The organism is Bradyrhizobium huanghuaihaiense (assembly GCF_007830635.1).
Taxonomy (GTDB): domain Bacteria; phylum Pseudomonadota; class Alphaproteobacteria; order Rhizobiales; family Xanthobacteraceae; genus Bradyrhizobium; species Bradyrhizobium huanghuaihaiense.
The window spans coordinates 314611-329922 of the sequence record NZ_VLLA01000005.1 but is presented as its reverse complement, the minus strand read 5'-3'; the positions used below and the strand labels follow the sequence as shown (position 1 = coordinate 329922).

Below are 15312 nucleotides of genomic sequence, written 5' to 3'. Positions count from 1 at the left end.
CATCCATGCATGGCCTTGACCCGTCGATCGTAGCTCTCGGCCTCGGTGCGATTGCGGTCTGCGTCGTCAGCGCGATCGACTTCCACGCACCTTTCGAGACCGCGGACATCCGCTTTGCCGTGATGCGCGATCGCTATTATTTCGCGGTCTTCGCCTACGTCACGATCGCGGTGATGTTCTATTTCTTCGTCGCGATCCTGATGTCGCGCGGAACTGGCCTCGTCGTTGCGATCCCGGCGACGATCGCCTTCATGGTGCTGACGCCCCATTTGCCGGTGCTCGGCTGGGTGATCGATTTCCTGCGAAGAATGATGCAGACGCTGGCACGCTACCCGCAGGCCGTGGAGACCGTCATCGTCGCCATCGCGCGGTCGCCCATCAAGGTGACGGAGCGGGCAAGACCGGAGTTGCAGCGCGAGCTCGAAGGCTACGGCGTTCCCGCCGGGCTGATCGAGAAGGCGCTCAACGACGACGACCAGGTGCTCGCGCCCGGCGCTGCGACCATGATCAAGCAGGTCGCTTCCCTCCACACCAGTTTCGTCGAGCTGCGCGGCAACAAGCGGTTCAAGAGATTCTTCCGCGCCCGGAAAGCCGTCTTCGACGAGATGGAAAGGCAATATCGGCGCATGCTGCGACGGTCGGCCCGTGCCCTCCTGCTGACGGACGACATCACGGTATCGGCCCTGGACGCGGAGGAGCTGGTGTACGAGATTTCCGACTTCATCTCCGAGGAATGCGAGGATCTGCGCGTCGCCTACCAGCGCCGATTGGCCGAGGCAACGTTGTCGGTGGTCGACAGGCGCGATTCCCGCACGGAGCTGATCTCCAGCTTCGGGTACCAGACCGTTCTTCCCCAGCCGTTGCCGTTTGCGCCCCTGGTGATCATCTTCGTGCTCGACTTCGTGGTCTCTGTCGCGCCGCTGTTCTTCATGAACCTGTCGAAGAATTACGAGGTCGGCTCGCTGACCGGAGGCCTCTCCTCGGCCGCACATGCGGTCGCCGTGATGATCTCGATCTTCTTTGCGATCTATCCCAAGGCCTCGACGAATTTCGCGCGTCCCTCGCTGTATGCCTTGCCCTGGCGTTCCTACATCGTCTTCGGCGCGCTATCCTACCTGCTCGGCAACGTCGTCCTCTGGATCACCTACAGCGCGATCCCGATCGCGCCCGGCTGGCTGGCAAGCGGTCATCCGCTTGCGGCGAGCTCGCTGGTGTCTCTGGTCTTCCTGGTCAATACGCTGGTTCTGAGCATTCTTCTCGACGTGCGGCTGAGGGCCGGTGGACTGGACTATCACGAGGCAAGGCTGAAGGACGGCGCGGCCCATGCGGTGGTGATGGCGTCCGTCATGGTCTGCGTTCTCATTGGCTTCACATTGGTTAGCAGGTACTTCGGTCTGAACATGCCGTACATCTCCTGGCTGGTCTACGCCGGCATCGTCGCTCTTTTCGGCGTGCTCGGCTTCGTCATGGGTTATCTCGTGCCCTCGACCGCGGAAGCCTACATCGAGGCCAACAAGCTGATCCGGAAGTCGTCGGCGCTCGACGGCAACCGGCTCGAATGGGCGGCGCCGGTGTCTCAGCCGAGCACGCAGCTCAGATCCTGATTTCACGCCGGGCTCGCAAAGCCCGTGCGGCACGCGAGGACGCGACGAAGCAGACCGTCTGGACAGGGGCGAAGTCATGGCTGAACTGGAAGTAGCGAACGGGATCGTGGTTCGTGGTCCCGACGATGTCGAAATCAGGATCGTTCAGGACGGTCCTGTGCGCCGCGGATTTCGCCGGGGGACTGCCAGCCAGATCGATGGCGCCGATCAGCTGAAGGGCGCGTTGTCGGCCTCCGACTTCACCATCGCAGCCGAGGTCGAGATGGTACCGACGCGACCGGGCACGCGGGCGCTGCGACGGGACGCATCGACGCCGACGCAGATCGAGGTCGAAGTCGGCCCGTCGGAAAGGGCGCTGGTCCTGATCGAGGGCGCAGGCGGCGTCTATGCCTGGACCTATCCGCAAGCCGCGGGCCAACCGTCGAGGCAGCGTGGAGGTGGACAAGTTCTGGTCTTTCCGCTGACGGCCGCGACGAGGGGCTCGGCGCGCGGCGTCGCCCCCGCCAGCGGCAAGCGCGGTCCCGTTCTCGACTGGGTGTCCGACAAGCTGATCGATCCGGTCCGTGCCTATGTACTGAAATTTGCCGCCCGAACGGCGATCGACGTGGCGACCGACTATATCGAGGGCGACAGGGAAGAAGGCATCGTGGTGATGGCCGGGCTTGACCCGGCGGCGTGGACGCCGGCGCGATCGGCGCGGCCCCCGCTGCCGCAGGACCGGCCGCTGAAGTTCCTGCTGATGGTGCATGGCACGTTCTCGTCGACGGCGAGCGGCTTCGCGCAGCTTGCCGGCTCCGACAGCGGAAAGACGTTCCTGTCGAAGGCCAGCGCGCATTACGACGCCGTGCTCGGCTTCGATCACAAGACCCTGACCGTCACACCGCGAGAGAATGCGGCCGCTCTCGTTGCCGCGCTGCAGGCGCTCGATATCCCCAAGAATTCCTCGATCGACGCCGTCATCCATAGCCGCGGCGGACTTGTCTATCGCGTGGCCGAAAACCTGCTTGCGGAGAAACGGCCGGACATCCGGCTCGGCAAGGCGGTCTTTGTCGGCTGCACCAATGCCGGAACGCATCTGGCCGAGCCCGAGAACTGGGCGGCGATGATCGATCTCTACACCAACGGGATCATGGCGGGCGTCCGCGCGGTTTCATTCCTCGCAGGAGGCGCTGCGCTGAGCCCCGTCGTGTCGCAGGGGATCAAGACCGTCGGCCGTTTCGTCCAGGCGTTTTCTGAAGTCGCCATCGACGAGGGCCGGGTGCCCGGACTTGCCGCGATGCGGCCAACGAGCGATCTCGTCAGGGAGTTGAACGGCGCGGCCGGTCCTCTCGACAAGCTCGCGGCCTATCATGCGATCACGTCGAATTTCGTCGCGCAGATCGCACCCGACAAGGGCGTGACCAAGGAGTTCGCCGAGTTCATCGCCGACCGCGTGACGAACCGCCTGTTCCAGCTCGACAACGATCTGGTGGTGGATACGGCGTCGATGACATCGTTCGGGACCCGCGGCCCGCGCCTTGCGAAGGACGCGACATTTGCTTTCGGCGACACGGACGACGTGTTTCACACCACGTATTTTGCGACAGATGTCGTCCCTTCGAAATTGGGCGAGTGGCTGGGTCTTGGTGCAGCTCGTCCCGAGAGCGTCCCGCCGCAAATCGATCTGCAGCAGCCGCCGCCGCGGCGATCGAGGCGGGGCGTGGCGTCCATCGCCGAAAGTCCGCCTGAATCCAGCTCGGCTGCGCGCGAATGGGAAAGCCCCGGATCCGGCTCCATGTCGGACACGCTCACATTGCGACGGACGCGATCGCGCTCTGCTCCTTCGGCGAGGCCACCCGGGCCGCAGCAGGCGCCTGCCGCAGGTGACACGCCGCCCCCGGCATCGACGTCGCCCGGGTCACGAACCGCCGCCTGCTATTTCGCGGCGGAGATCGAGTCTCATCCGCCGCCGAAGAAACCGGTCCCGCTGTTCGTCACGGTCTCCCGACAGAAGATCGAGGCCGCGGAGAGCCCGGCCTCGGCCGCCCTGAATGCGCCGGTCAACGTCGACACGGCCCGCGCGATCGTCGTCGAGATCATCGCGCGCAAGAATTGCCGGGTGATCGGAGACACCAGCGCCGAGATTGACCTGCCACGAGACCAGCGGGCTGAGTCGCTGCGCTTCGTCGTGGAGGGCACTTCGGAAGGCGCGGCCGACATCCTGGTCGAAGCGCGGCAGGGCCCGCGCATTCTCGCCTCATTCACCCTGGCCCCGGTGTTCGTCGACGCCGACAGCAAGACCTTGCGCAAGAGCCAGGCCGGACTGGCTATGGCGGCGCATCCGGACGAGCCGGCGGTGCTGCGGATCTACGAGATCATGGAGGGCGGCAAGGTGACGCTGCGCTTCGATCTGGCCTGCGTCGATCCGAACATCGCGGTGTCGGAATCGCGCACGCTTCCGGGCGGCTTCTCCCGCGATGTCTACGTTGCGGAGATCTTCAAGGGCATCGAGAGCGCGTGGCTCGCGACGAACCGTCTGTATGACCAGTTCCTGTCGCGCCTGCAGGCCAACGGAATCGTCATGGCAAACGAGTTGCTGCCGGACAAGGTCCGCGAGGCGTTGTGGACCCACCGCGATGCGATCCGCGCGATCCAGGTCATCTCCGAGGAGCCGTTCATTCCCTGGGAGCTGCTCTACATCAACGACCGGAAGTCCGGGCCGGACGGCAAGGGCTTCCTTGCGGAATGGGGGCTGGTGCGCTGGCTGCACAGCACGCCGTGGCCTGGTCCGCAACTCGCCATGCGCAATGATCGCGTCAACTACGTGATCCCGGCCTATGTCGATCCCGGCCTGCGGCTCGAAGGCGCCGATGCCGAACGCCAGATGCTGGCCAAGCTGTTCGGCAGCCCCCGCGAGGTGACGGCCGAGAGCATCGCCGTGACCGGCTTCCTGCAGAAGGATGCGAAGGAATGCGACGTCCTGCACTTTGCCTGCCATGGCGAGGCGGCCCAGCGGGCGGTGATGACGGCCGACCTGTTGATGACGGGCGCCAAGGTCGACGGCAACTTTGCACAGGATTCGCTCTCGGCGGATCAGGTCAAGGCGTATGCCCGCTTCGCCGAGAGTGGGCCCAATCCGATGGTCTTCATCAACGCCTGCCAGACCGGGCGCGCCGGGCGCGGCATCGGCGGCGGTGTCGCCGGGTTCGTCGATGCGTTCCTGCGGCCGTACTCCGAGCAGGGCGCGGGCGCGCTGGTCGGCGCGCTCTGGTCGGTTGACGACAAGCTGGCCTATAGCTTTGCCGAGGCGTTCTATCGCTCGCTCAAGGGCGGGGATACGCTGGTCGACGCCGTCCGCGCCGCGCGCGAGGCCGCCAAGAACCGCAAGGAACTGACCTGGCTGGCCTATTCCGTGTACGGCAATCCGTTCGCGCGCGCCTCGGATGCCTCCTAGGCAGCGGGATCTATCGCTCGCCCTCCGCTTACATGAACCTGACAGGACCTTCCTGTCAGCTGCTTTTTCGCTGGCCGAAACCGGACGAATAGGGGAAGAGAGCACGGATGCGGCACGGGCCGTGCTGTGACTGGGACATCCGGCGGGAAATGCTATGCGCCTTCTGATCGTCGAGGACAATGCCGAGCTGTCGCGGCTCGTGGCCGCCGGGTTGTCGGCGGCCGGCTATGAGAGCGACATCGTGGGCAGCGCGGCCGAGGCGCGCGAAGCGGTCAGCAGCGTCAGCTACGCCGCGATGATCCTCGACCTCGGTCTTCCCGATGGCGACGGCCTGTCGGTGCTGCGCGAGCTGCGCCGGCAGATGGAACCGCTACCCGTGCTGGTGCTGACGGCGCGCGGCGGGCTGCAGGACCGCGTCAGCGGCCTGCGCAGCGGCGCCGACGACTATCTCGCAAAACCGTTCGCGATGGAGGAGCTGGTGGCGCGGCTGGAGGCGATCCTGCGCCGGCCCGGCCAGCTGCTCGGCCGCTCGCTGCATCTGGCCAATCTCGTCTACGACACCGAAAGCCGCCAGATCTTCGTCGACGACCAGCCGCGGATCATCTCCGCGCGCGAGACCTCGGTGCTCGAGATCCTGCTGCGCCGGCAGGGGCGGGTGGTGCCGAAGAAGAACGTCGAGGACCACATCTTCGGCCTCGAAGGCGAGGTCGCCTCCAACGCGGTCGAGGTCTACGTCTCGCGGCTGCGCAAGCAGCTCGCCGAGCACGGCGCCAAGGTCGTGATCCACACCATCCGCGGCGTCGGCTATCTGATGGCCGAGGAGAAATAGCGTGTTCGCCGCCCGGTCATCCGCCAGGCCGACGTTCAAATCGCTGATCTGGCGCATCGTGTTCCTGCACATCGTCGCGGTCGCGGTGGTCGCGATCTTCCTGCCGCTGGTGCTGTTCTGGCTGCTCAACTCCGAGGTCGACCAGCTGCACCGCGACGCCATGCGCGCGCAAGCCGAGGTGCTGGCCGAGCGCATCGTTCCGCAAGCGGACGGCACGCTGACATTCAATCTGCCCGACAGTCTCAGGGGCCTCTATTCGGAAGCCTACGGCCGCTACCTCTACGACATCCGCGACGAGGACGGCCGTATGCTGTTCTCGTCCCGCCGCAAGGCGGGCGCCGCGACACCGGCGCCGCCGCTGTCGGAAACGATTTCGGGTGCCGGCGTGACGCGCGTCATCGAGGGCAAGACGGTGCGCATCCGCGTCGCCGAGGACCTTTCGCATCGCGACGTCATCATCGACGACATCATCTCGAACTTCTTCCGGCGGGTGGGATGGATCACCATCCCGATCCTGCTGGTCCTGCTCGCCACCGACATCATCATCTTCCGCCGCGCGGTCGCGCCGCTGTGGAAGGCCTCGGAGGAAGCCAGCAATATCGGCCCCGCGCGCACCGACATCCGACTGCCGACCGAGCAGATCCCGCGCGAGATCATGCCGCTCGTCACCGCCGTCAACCAGGCGCTGGACCGCCTCGAGGACGGGTTTCGCGTGCAGCGCCAGTTCACCGCGGATGCCGCGCATCAATTGCGCACGCCGCTCGCGATCCTGCGCACGCGGATCGAGACGCTGCATGACGGCACGGCAAGGGAGGCGCTGCATGCCGACATCGAGAGCATGAGCCGCATCGTCGCCCAGCTCCTGGAGATCGCCGAGCTCGACACGCTGGTGCTCGATCCCGGCGAGACCGCCGATTTGCGCGCGGTCTGCACCGAGGTGGTGGGTTCGATCGCGCCGTTCGCGCTCGCCCAGCACAAGGACATCGCGCTGAAGGGCACCGACGCGCCGGTGCTGATCCACGGCAATGCCGAGATGCTCCAGCGCGCGATCTTCAACCTCGCCGAAAACGCCATCAAGTTCACCGCAACGGACACCGCGGTCGACGTCGAGGTCGGCGAGGACGGCTCCGTGCGCGTGCGCGATTGCGGCCCGGGCATTGCGGAAGCCGAGCGCGATTTGATCTTCCAGCGCTTCTGGCGCGCCGACCGCCGGCGCAGCGACGGCGCCGGCCTCGGCCTCTCGATCGTGCGCGGCGTGGCCGACGATCACGCCGCGACGGTGGCGGTGGCGAACCTTCCCGGCGGCGGCGCGGAGTTCACGCTGCGGTTTCGGCTGGCGGAGGGAGACGTTGCTGCAGGCTCCCCCAGCCGCGATTAATTAGCCAAAAGGCGGTGTATGACACTGTCATACGATGTGCTACAATGACCGTGAAAGGGGACTGCATGCGCACCAGCAAACCGATCACCGTGACCCTCGGTCCGCAGCTCGCGAGCCTGGAAGCCCGCTTGAAGTCGGGAGAATACGCATCGGCCAGCGAAGTCATGCGTTCGGCTCTTCGCGCCCTCGACCGGCAGGATGCCGCGCTCGACGACTATCTCGCCGCCAAGGTCCGGGCGTCGATCAAGGATCCGCGTCCCAGTGTTCCGGCAGCAGACGTTTTCAAGCGTCTGCGCGCCCGGCATACGAGGAACGCGAAAGCCACCAAGCGTGGCGCTTAAGGTCGTATTCCGACCGGAGGCCGAGGCCGATCTGATCGGCCTCTACGAATACATCGCAGAACGTGCGGGTTATCGAGTCGCCGGCGGCTATATCGATCGCATCGAGGAAGCCTGCATGGCACTCGCCACCTTTCCCAAGCGTGGCACGATCCGTAACGATCTCCTGCCGGGCTTGCGCACGATTGGATTCGAGCGGCGCGTCACGATTGCGTTCCGGGTCCTGAAGACCCAGGTCGAGATCGTCACAATTGCGTATGCCGGTCGGAATTTCGAAGACGATTTATGAGCGGCGGCGAGGGGATTATTTCACCTTGCCGGTGGACAGATCCATGATCATGCGCGTGGCGAGATAAAGACGCGGCACGATGGTGTCGAGCTTCACATATTCGGCATCGTTGGAATGCGCGCCGAAGCCCGAGAGGCCCATGCCTTCGATCACCGCGCCCTTGGTCTTGAGCGCGGCAAAGGCGGCGTCGGTGCCGCCGCCGGTCGCCTTCTCGTCGACCTTGAGAGGCATTCCGAGCTCCCCATAGATCGTCTTGCCGTAGGCCGCCACGCGGCGCGAGGCGTCGTTGGCCTCGAGCGGCGGACGGCGCACCTCGAATTTCAGCTCGACCTTGGAATCGGGCAGCAGGCGGTTCTTGATCTTCTCCTGCAGTGCTTTTTCCAGCTCGTCGAAATCCGAGACCTTGAGCGCGCGCGCATCGGCCTGGGCCGTGGCTTCGGCCGGGATCACGTTGCGGTTGGTGCCGGCCTTGGAGACGGTCCAGTTCAGCTTCAGGCCTTGCTCGGGCTTGGACAAGTCCTTCATCTGAAGCACCTGGTGCGAGAGCTCGTAGAGCGCGTTGATGCCGCCCTCGGGTCTTGCGCCGGCATGCGACGACTTGCCGATCACCGAAAGATAGGCCGAGCCGATGCCGCTGGTGGCGAGGCGCAGCGTGCCGTCGGTGCCGCCGCCTTCGAACGAGAACACCACGTCCTGATCCGAGGCGAATTTCGTGATGGTGCTGCGCCAGCCGGGCGAGGAGATCTCCTCGTCGCCATTGGTGAGCACCGTGAGCGTGCCGTAGTCCCTGAAGTTCAGTTTCTGCAGCAGCGCCACGGTATGGAGAATGAGCGCGACGCCCTGCTTGTCGTCGGAAATGCCGAGGCCATAGGCCTTGTCGCCGTCGATGCGGAACGGCTGGTCCTTCAGCATGCCCTTCAGGTACACCGTGTCCATGTGAGCGATCAGCATGATCTTCCTGCTGCCGGTGCCCTTGAACACGGCGTGCACGGCCGGACCGATCTTCTCGGGCGTGTCGTCGAGGCGATAGATGTCGGTGGGCTGCAGGATCTCCACGGTGCCGCCGAGCTGCCTGAGCTGGTCGGCCACCCGCCCGGCGATCTGGTTCAGGCCGTCGATGTCCTTGCTGCCGGATTCGATGCTGACGAGATCGCGCAGCGTGTCGAGCAGGGGCTGCTGCTCCTTCTGTGCCAGCGCGTGGACGTCGGCCACCGGCTCGGCGTGCACGACGGTGGCGGCACATGCCAGCCACAGCGAAGCGATCACCGGAGCGACGAGCGAGGGAACAGGGTGCGATCGGGGCATGCGCGGCGGTCCATCAGTTGGAGGATGGGCCCGGTATGCCTGTGTTTGCCGCGCGTGTCACGGGTGTCGGTCTCCACCCTCCCCTGGAGGGGGAGGGTCGGCGACCATTGAGCGCAGCGAAATGGGCGACGGGGTGGGGTGATCTCTCCACACGAACACTGCCCGCGGGGAGAGATCACCCCACCCCGCTCGCGCTACGCGCGATCGACCCTCCCCCTCCAGGGGAGGGTAAGAGGGCAGGTGTGCGAGTCGCCTTACTTCTGCGGCGGTCCCAGATCCAGCGGCGGCAGCTCGATCTGCGGGACCTCGATCTTGACCTTGTCGAGATCGACGTTGAGCGGCTTGTCGAGCAGGCCCGTCACCACGGACGGGAAGATGATCACCAGCAGCACCATGATCATCTGCAGGCCGATCCAGGGCATCGCACCCCAATAGATGTCGGAGCTCTTCACTTCCTTCGGCGCGACGCCGCGCAGGTAGAACAGCGCGAAGCCGAACGGCGGATGCAGGAACGAGGTCTGCATGTTCACGCACAGCATCACGCCGAACCAGATCAGCGCCGCGTCCGGCCCCACGACGGGGGCGAGGATCTTCTGCGCGATCGGCGCGATCATCGGCAGGATGATGAAGGCGATCTCGAAGAAGTCGAGGAAGAACGCCAGGAAGAAGATGAAGAGGTTGATGAAGATCAGGAAGCCCCAGACGCCGCCGGGCAGCGAGGTCAGGAGATGCTCGAGCCAGACGCCGCCGGAGACGCCGAGGAACACCACCGAGAAGCAGGTCGAGCCGATCAGGATGAAGGTGACCATGCAGGTGAGGCGCATGGTGGATTCGTAGCCCTGCTTGATGAGGTCGCGCAGGTCCGGGATGCGCGCGGCCTGGAAGCAGATCCACGCCACCGCGAGATAAGTCACCGCGAAGGCGAGCTTGAAGATCAAATTCTCGCTGTACAGCATCGCGATGATGGTGCCGATGCCGGCGGCGATCACGCCAATGACCAGTACCTTGCGATCGTTCGAGGTGAAGTCCTTGTGGTGGATCGCGGCGAGCACGATGGCGCCGACCGCGCCCATGGCGCCGGCTTCCGTCGGCGTCGCAAGGCCCATCATCATGGTGCCGAGCACGACGAAGATCAGGACGGCGGAGGGGATGATGCCCATCAGGCATTTCTTCCACAGCGCCCAGCCGGTCAGCGTGCGGGCCTCCTTCGGCACTGGGGGCACGTGGCCCGGCTTGATCAGGCCGAGAATGAAGGTGTAGCCGGCGAACAGCATGATCTGGAACACCGAGGGACCCCAGGCGCCGAGATACATGTCACCGACCGACTTGCCGAGCTGATCGGCGAGCACGATCAGCACCAGCGAGGGCGGCACCAGCTGCGTGATGGTGCCGGAGGCAGCCAGCACGCCGGTGATGTAGCGCATGTTGTAGCCGTAGCGGATCATCACCGGCATCGAGATTAGCGCCATGGCGATCACCTGCGCCGCCACCGTGCCCGTGATGGCGCCGAGGATGAAGCCGACGATGATCACGGAATAGCCGAGGCCGCCGCGGACCGGACCGAACAGCTGACCCATCGAATCCAGCATGTCCTCGGCGAGCCCGCATCGCTCCAATATCGCGCCCATGAAGGTGAAGAATGGGATCGCGAGCAGCAGCTCATTGGAGAGCACGCTGCCGAACACGCGGCCGGGAATGGCCTGGAGGAAGTTGAGGTCGAAGAAGCCGAGATGGATGGCGAGGAAGCCGAAGGACAGGCCGACCGCGGCAAGCGTGAACGCAACCGGGAAGCCGATCAGCATCGCCAGAACCAGGCCGCCGAACATCAGCGGCGGCATCATTTCCAGCGTAATCATTGGGTCGGCCTCTCGTACTTGGCGTCGATCGTCACATAGCCCTGGAGAGCCGCGATACGCTTGATGACTTCGGAAACACCCTGGAGCGCCAGCAGGACGAAGCCGGCGGGAATCACGAACTTGATCGGCCAGCGGATCAGGCCGCCGGCATTGCCGGACATCTCGCCGACGTCATAGGCCTGCATGAAGAACGGCCAGGACAGATAGGCGAGCAGGAGGCAGGCGGGAATCAGGAAGAACAGCGTGCCGATCAGGTCGAGCAGGAGCTGGCCGCGCTCGGACAGCAGCAGATAGAAGATTTCGACCCGGACGTGCTCGTTGCGCTTGAAGGTGTAGGACGCGCCGAACATCACCAGGATCGCGAACATGTACCATTGCATCTCCAGCCAGCCGTTGGAGGAGTAGCTGAAGGCGTAGCGGATCATGGCGTTGGCCGCGCTGACCAGGCAGGATAAAAGCACCAGGAGATTACAGACGTAGCCGATCTTCTCGTTGAGAAGGTCGATGGCGTTGCTCACCGCCAGCAATGGACGCATCTTATTTTTTCTCCGTCGCGGTCTAACTTCACGGGAGCAGCATCAGCACGCATCGCTCGGTCCGCATGCGAAAAAGCACGCGACCGCACGGCTTCGTTTTCCGAAATGCGTTGCGGCGTCAGTCCTCCCCTCGTGCCTTGCCGTCTTGACCGCGACCGCCAACGGGCGGGCCGGCTTATTGCTGCCGGGCAAGCAAAGGCGGTCGCACCAAACCAGCGGCTTCACCTGCCGTCAATCGGAAAATGGACAAATTGACGCGTGGTCAAAAGCTTAGGTTAGCGGCGGCCGGCCTGGAAGGCCTTCATCCGGCCGATCAGGAATCTGAGCAGCTGGCTGGCCGCGTTCGGCAGCTCGCGGCCCAACCGGGTGATGATGTGGGCTTCTGCCGAGGCGAGCAGCGCATTGTCGACGGTGAGGGCGACCAGCGATCCGTCCTCGAGGTCCGCTGCCACTGAAAACGCCGGTAGCAGGGTCACGCCAAGGTCGGACCGGACGAAATCTCTCAAGATGCTGATCGAGGTCGTCGTCAGCTTCGGCGACAGACCGATCTTCTCGGACGTTTCGGCCATCGCGAGCAACTGACGCGTGCCGTAACCCGCATGCATGATCCCAAGCGTGTGGCTGGCAATCTCCCGGAGCTTGATCGGGCGGCGGAGCTTCGCAAGCGGATGGTCGGGGCGCGCGATCAGGCAGATCGGCTGCCGGATGGCGGCGCAGGAGCGGATTCGCGGATCCTGGGGCGGATGGTAGACCAGCCCGATATGGCAGCGGTCGTCGGCAATGGCGCGAATGACCTCGCTCGTGCCCGCCAATTCCAGCGAGATGGTCAGCCGCGGATGCTTCCGCCAGAACTCGCCGAGCGCGCCGCCCATGAGATCGGCGACAAAGCCCTCGCCCAGCACGAGGTCGATGTGACCGCGGTGCAGCCCCTGGAGTTCCCGCAAGCGGGCCAGGGTGTCGTCGCGGTCCACCGTATGGCGGCGATAATGCGCAATCAGGAGCTCGCCGGCCTCGGTCGGCCGCACGCCGCGACTATGGCGATCGAGCAGGGCGGCGTCGAGCTCCCGCTCCAGCAGGGCGATCTGCCGGCTCACCACGGACGGGTTCACGCCGAGCGCGTCGGCCGCGGCGCGCACGGCGCCGTAGCGCGCGGCCTCGAACAGATAGCGAAGGCGGTTCTCATCGAGTGCATTGCTCATGCCCAAGTGTTGCCCATGAGGCAACATTAGGCAATCGTCCTGCTGATGCCCGAACCCGGGCCGGATCCGTATGGTTTTCACGGCACTCGCAGGGTGAGGGACAGGACATGGCGGTCGTCGGCGTCGTTGGGCTCGGGAATATGGGGCGCGGCATGGCGCTCTCGCTGATGCGGGCCGGGCATGAGGTGCTCGGGACCGACGCCTCGGAAAAGGCGCGCAGCGCGCTCGCATCGGAAGGTGTCGCGGTGTTCGAGCGCGTCGGGCCGCTTTGCGCCCGTGCCGATCTGCTGGTCCTCTCGCTGCCGACCGCCGAGATCGTCGATGCCGTCGTCGCCGGCGAGGGCGGAATCATCGCCCATGCACGGCCGGGCTTACGCGTCGTCGACACCTCGACATCCCATCCCGCGACGACCCGCCGCCTTGCCGCGGCGCTCGCCGCGCATGGCATGTCCATGATCGACGCGCCGGTCAGTGGCGGCCCGAAGGGCGCCATCACCGGCACCATGACCATGGTGATCGGCGGTGCGGAGGCCGATGTGGCCGCGGTCGAGCCTGTTCTTGCCGACATGAGCGCGAAGCGTGTTCATGTCGGATCGGTCGGCGCCGGGCATGTCTGCAAGCTCATCAACAACCTGCTGTGCGCGGCGCATCTGCTGATCGCTGCTGAAGCGATGCGGATCGCGCGCGCAGCCGAGGTCGATCCGGCGCGGCTGCTCGAAGGCCTCAATGCCGGCTCCGGCCGGTCCGGCGTCACGCAGGTCAATCTGCCGACCTGGGTGCTGAACGGCGCCTTCGATTCCGGTTTCACCATGAGGCTGATGCGCAAGGACGTGCGCCTCGCGAACCAGCTCATCGGCGAGCTCGCGCTCGACCTGCCGATCGCCGGGGAAGCCGCACGGATCTGGGCGGAAAGCGCCGCCTCGATCGGCGACGGCGAGGACTTCAACAGGATCGTCGAGACCCAGCTCGGCAGGATGTGAGCGACACCATGACTTCCTTCATCGAAACGCGGCTGCGCGATGCGCTCGCTCCCTTCTGGCCCGACTGCGCGGCGATCGGTTCTCACGTGGCGGGCCGTATCGCTCTCGGAGCGGGCGAGCTCATCACGATCGACGATCCCGCAACCGGCGCGCCGCTCTATGCCTATCGTGATGCCGGCGAGGCGGTTGTTGCCGAGGCGGCAGCGGCGACCAGCGCGGCGCAAGCCGGCTGGTCGCGGCTCACCGGCGCTGCGCGCGGGCGCGTCGTGCAGGCGATCGCGCGGGCCATTCAGGGCAAGGCCGAGGAGCTGGCGCGCCTTGAGTCGCTGTCGGCGGGCAAGCCGATCCGCGACACGCGTGTCGAGGTCGCCAAGGTCGCCGAGATGTTCGAATACTATGCCGGCTGGGCCGACAAATTCCATGGCGACGTGATCCCGGTGCCCTCGAGCCATCTCAACTACACGCGGCGCGAAGCCGTCGGCGTCGTGCTGCAGATCACGCCCTGGAACGCGCCGATCTTCACCTGCGGCTGGCAGGTCGCTCCCGCCATCGCCATGGGCAACGGCGTGCTGCTCAAGCCTTCCGAGCTGACGCCGCTGACCTCGATGGCGGTGGCGCTTCTCGCAGAACAAGCGGGATTGCCGGCCGGGCTCGTCAACGTGCTCGCAGGCTACGGCCACACGACGGGGCAGGCCGCGCTCGGCCAGCCGGCGGTGAAGAAGGTGGTGTTCGTAGGGTCAGTGCCGACGGGCCGGCTGATCGCGGAAGCCGCCGCCAAGCGGCTGCTGCCCTGCGTGCTCGAGCTCGGTGGCAAGTCCGCCAACATCGTGTTTGCCGACGCCGACCTCGCACGCGCGGCGATCGGCGCGCAGTCGGCCATCTTCGCCGGCGCCGGGCAGAGCTGCGTCGCCGGCTCGCGGCTGCTGGTCGAACGCTCCGTCTACGACCGCTTCGTCAAAATGGTCGCCGATGGGGCTGCGAAGCTGAAGGTCGGCGCGCCCGGCGCGGCGGACACCGAGGTCGGGCCGATCAACAATGCCCGGCAATACGTCCGCGTGCTCACCATGGTGAAGCAGGGCCTCGCGGAGGGCGCAACGCTCGCGACCGGCAGCGATGGCAGCATGGGGAAGGGCGGCTTCTTCGTCGCGCCGACCGTGCTGCGCGACGTCAGCAACAGCATGGCGGTTGCGCGCGACGAGATTTTTGGACCTGTCGCCGCCGCGATCCCGTTCGATTCCGAGGGGGAGGCGATCGCGCTCGCCAACGACAGTGAATTCGGTCTCGCCGGCGCGGTCTGGACGAGCGATGTCGCGCGTGCACACCGGGTCGCCGCGCAAGTCAGGGCCGGGACGTTCTGGATCAACTCCTACAAGACGATCAGCGTCGCATCGCCCTTCGGCGGCTTCGGCATGAGCGGCTACGGCCGTTCGAGCGGTGTCGAGACGCTCTTCGAGTACACGCAGGTCAAGAGCGTCTGGGTCGAGACCGCAGCCGAGCCGGCGGTAGGATTTGGCTACGCGCCGGGGATTCGGGAGTAAGGCTTTAGGCTATTGTTTGAGCGGTCG

The 15312-nt window shown here is 65.6% G+C and carries 12 protein-coding genes; 8 read left to right on the top strand and 4 right to left on the bottom strand.

Translation table 11 applies throughout. The annotated features are described in order from the left end of the window. The first annotated feature begins 5 nt into the window (after window positions 1–5). The 6 genes from IQ16_RS14240 to IQ16_RS14215 all read left to right on the top strand — a co-directional run bounded on the left by IQ16_RS14240 (window position 6) and on the right by IQ16_RS14215 (window position 7871). Complete coding sequence (locus tag IQ16_RS14240; protein ID WP_018645487.1) at window positions 6–1604, top strand: hypothetical protein; 1599 nt, start codon at window positions 6–8, stop codon at window positions 1602–1604. Window positions 1605–1680: 76 nt separating this feature from the next. Further along, on the top strand, window positions 1681–5037 hold the full coding sequence (locus IQ16_RS14235; RefSeq protein WP_080648121.1) for a DUF7379 domain-containing protein: 3357 nt from the start codon (window positions 1681–1683) through the stop codon (window positions 5035–5037). 154 nt (window positions 5038–5191) lie between these two features. Next, window positions 5192–5866 carry a response regulator transcription factor gene (locus IQ16_RS14230; protein ID WP_018645489.1) on the top strand — a complete coding sequence of 225 codons (675 nt, stop codon included), beginning with the start codon at window positions 5192–5194 and terminating at the stop codon, window positions 5864–5866. Between the two features lies 1 nt (window position 5867). After that, window positions 5868–7244: a sensor histidine kinase gene (locus IQ16_RS14225; RefSeq protein ID WP_018645490.1), complete on the top strand. Its 1377-nt coding sequence runs from the start codon at window positions 5868–5870 to the stop codon at window positions 7242–7244. Window positions 7245–7309: 65 nt separating this feature from the next. After that, window positions 7310–7585: a ribbon-helix-helix domain-containing protein gene (locus tag IQ16_RS14220; protein ID WP_018645491.1), complete on the top strand. Its 276-nt coding sequence runs from the start codon at window positions 7310–7312 to the stop codon at window positions 7583–7585. Next, complete coding sequence (locus tag IQ16_RS14215) at window positions 7575–7871, top strand: type II toxin-antitoxin system RelE/ParE family toxin (RefSeq protein WP_018645492.1); 297 nt, start codon at window positions 7575–7577, stop codon at window positions 7869–7871. Before IQ16_RS14220 ends, IQ16_RS14215 begins: the two co-directional genes overlap by 11 nt. 15 nt (window positions 7872–7886) lie before the next feature. On the opposite strand, the gene IQ16_RS14210 is transcribed toward IQ16_RS14215, so the two are convergent. From IQ16_RS14210 to IQ16_RS14195, 4 genes are all read right to left on the bottom strand, one after another. Continuing rightward, window positions 7887–9176 (bottom strand): M20/M25/M40 family metallo-hydrolase, encoded by a 1290-nt coding sequence (locus IQ16_RS14210; protein WP_035667244.1) that lies wholly within the window; start codon window positions 9174–9176, stop codon window positions 7887–7889. A gap of 254 nt (window positions 9177–9430) precedes the next feature. Beyond that, complete coding sequence (locus IQ16_RS14205; protein WP_018645494.1) at window positions 9431–11032, bottom strand: TRAP transporter large permease; 1602 nt, start codon at window positions 11030–11032, stop codon at window positions 9431–9433. Further along, window positions 11029–11568, bottom strand: a complete 540-nt coding sequence (locus tag IQ16_RS14200; protein ID WP_145831530.1) for a TRAP transporter small permease subunit — start codon at window positions 11566–11568, stop codon at window positions 11029–11031. The genes IQ16_RS14205 and IQ16_RS14200 overlap by 4 nt, the downstream gene beginning before the upstream one ends. Before the next feature lie 275 nt (window positions 11569–11843). Then, window positions 11844–12767 (bottom strand): LysR family transcriptional regulator, encoded by a 924-nt coding sequence (locus tag IQ16_RS14195; protein ID WP_018645496.1) that lies wholly within the window; start codon window positions 12765–12767, stop codon window positions 11844–11846. Between IQ16_RS14195 and IQ16_RS14190 the strand changes: the two genes are divergently transcribed. Next, a complete protein-coding gene (locus tag IQ16_RS14190; RefSeq protein WP_244635679.1) occupies window positions 12755–13747 on the top strand; it encodes an NAD(P)-dependent oxidoreductase in 993 nt (330 codons plus the stop codon). The genes IQ16_RS14195 and IQ16_RS14190 overlap by 13 nt on opposite strands. An 8-nt stretch (window positions 13748–13755) precedes the next feature. Continuing rightward, the gene (locus IQ16_RS14185; RefSeq protein WP_026312393.1) at window positions 13756–15285 is read left to right on the top strand and encodes an aldehyde dehydrogenase family protein; all 1530 of its coding nucleotides are present in this window, start codon (window positions 13756–13758) and stop codon (window positions 15283–15285) included. The last annotated feature ends 27 nt before the right edge of the window (window positions 15286–15312 follow it).

Bases quoted from the DNA above. Each gene is read 5' to 3' on its own strand.
- IQ16_RS14185 (WP_026312393.1), top strand. From the start codon at position 13,756: ATGACTTCCTTCATCGAAACGCGGCTGCGCGATGCGCTCGCTCCCTTC.
- IQ16_RS14205 (WP_018645494.1), bottom strand. From the start codon at position 11,032: ATGATTACGCTGGAAATGATGCCGCCGCTGATGTTCGGCGGCCTGGTT.
- IQ16_RS14200 (WP_145831530.1), bottom strand. From the start codon at position 11,568: ATGCGTCCATTGCTGGCGGTGAGCAACGCCATCGACCTTCTCAACGAG.
- IQ16_RS14235 (WP_080648121.1), top strand. From the start codon at position 1,681: ATGGCTGAACTGGAAGTAGCGAACGGGATCGTGGTTCGTGGTCCCGAC.
- IQ16_RS14195 (WP_018645496.1), bottom strand. From the start codon at position 12,767: ATGAGCAATGCACTCGATGAGAACCGCCTTCGCTATCTGTTCGAGGCC.
- IQ16_RS14220 (WP_018645491.1), top strand. From the start codon at position 7,310: ATGCGCACCAGCAAACCGATCACCGTGACCCTCGGTCCGCAGCTCGCG.
- IQ16_RS14240 (WP_018645487.1), top strand. From the start codon at position 6: ATGCATGGCCTTGACCCGTCGATCGTAGCTCTCGGCCTCGGTGCGATT.
- IQ16_RS14210 (WP_035667244.1), bottom strand. From the start codon at position 9,176: ATGCCCCGATCGCACCCTGTTCCCTCGCTCGTCGCTCCGGTGATCGCT.
- IQ16_RS14230 (WP_018645489.1), top strand. From the start codon at position 5,192: ATGCGCCTTCTGATCGTCGAGGACAATGCCGAGCTGTCGCGGCTCGTG.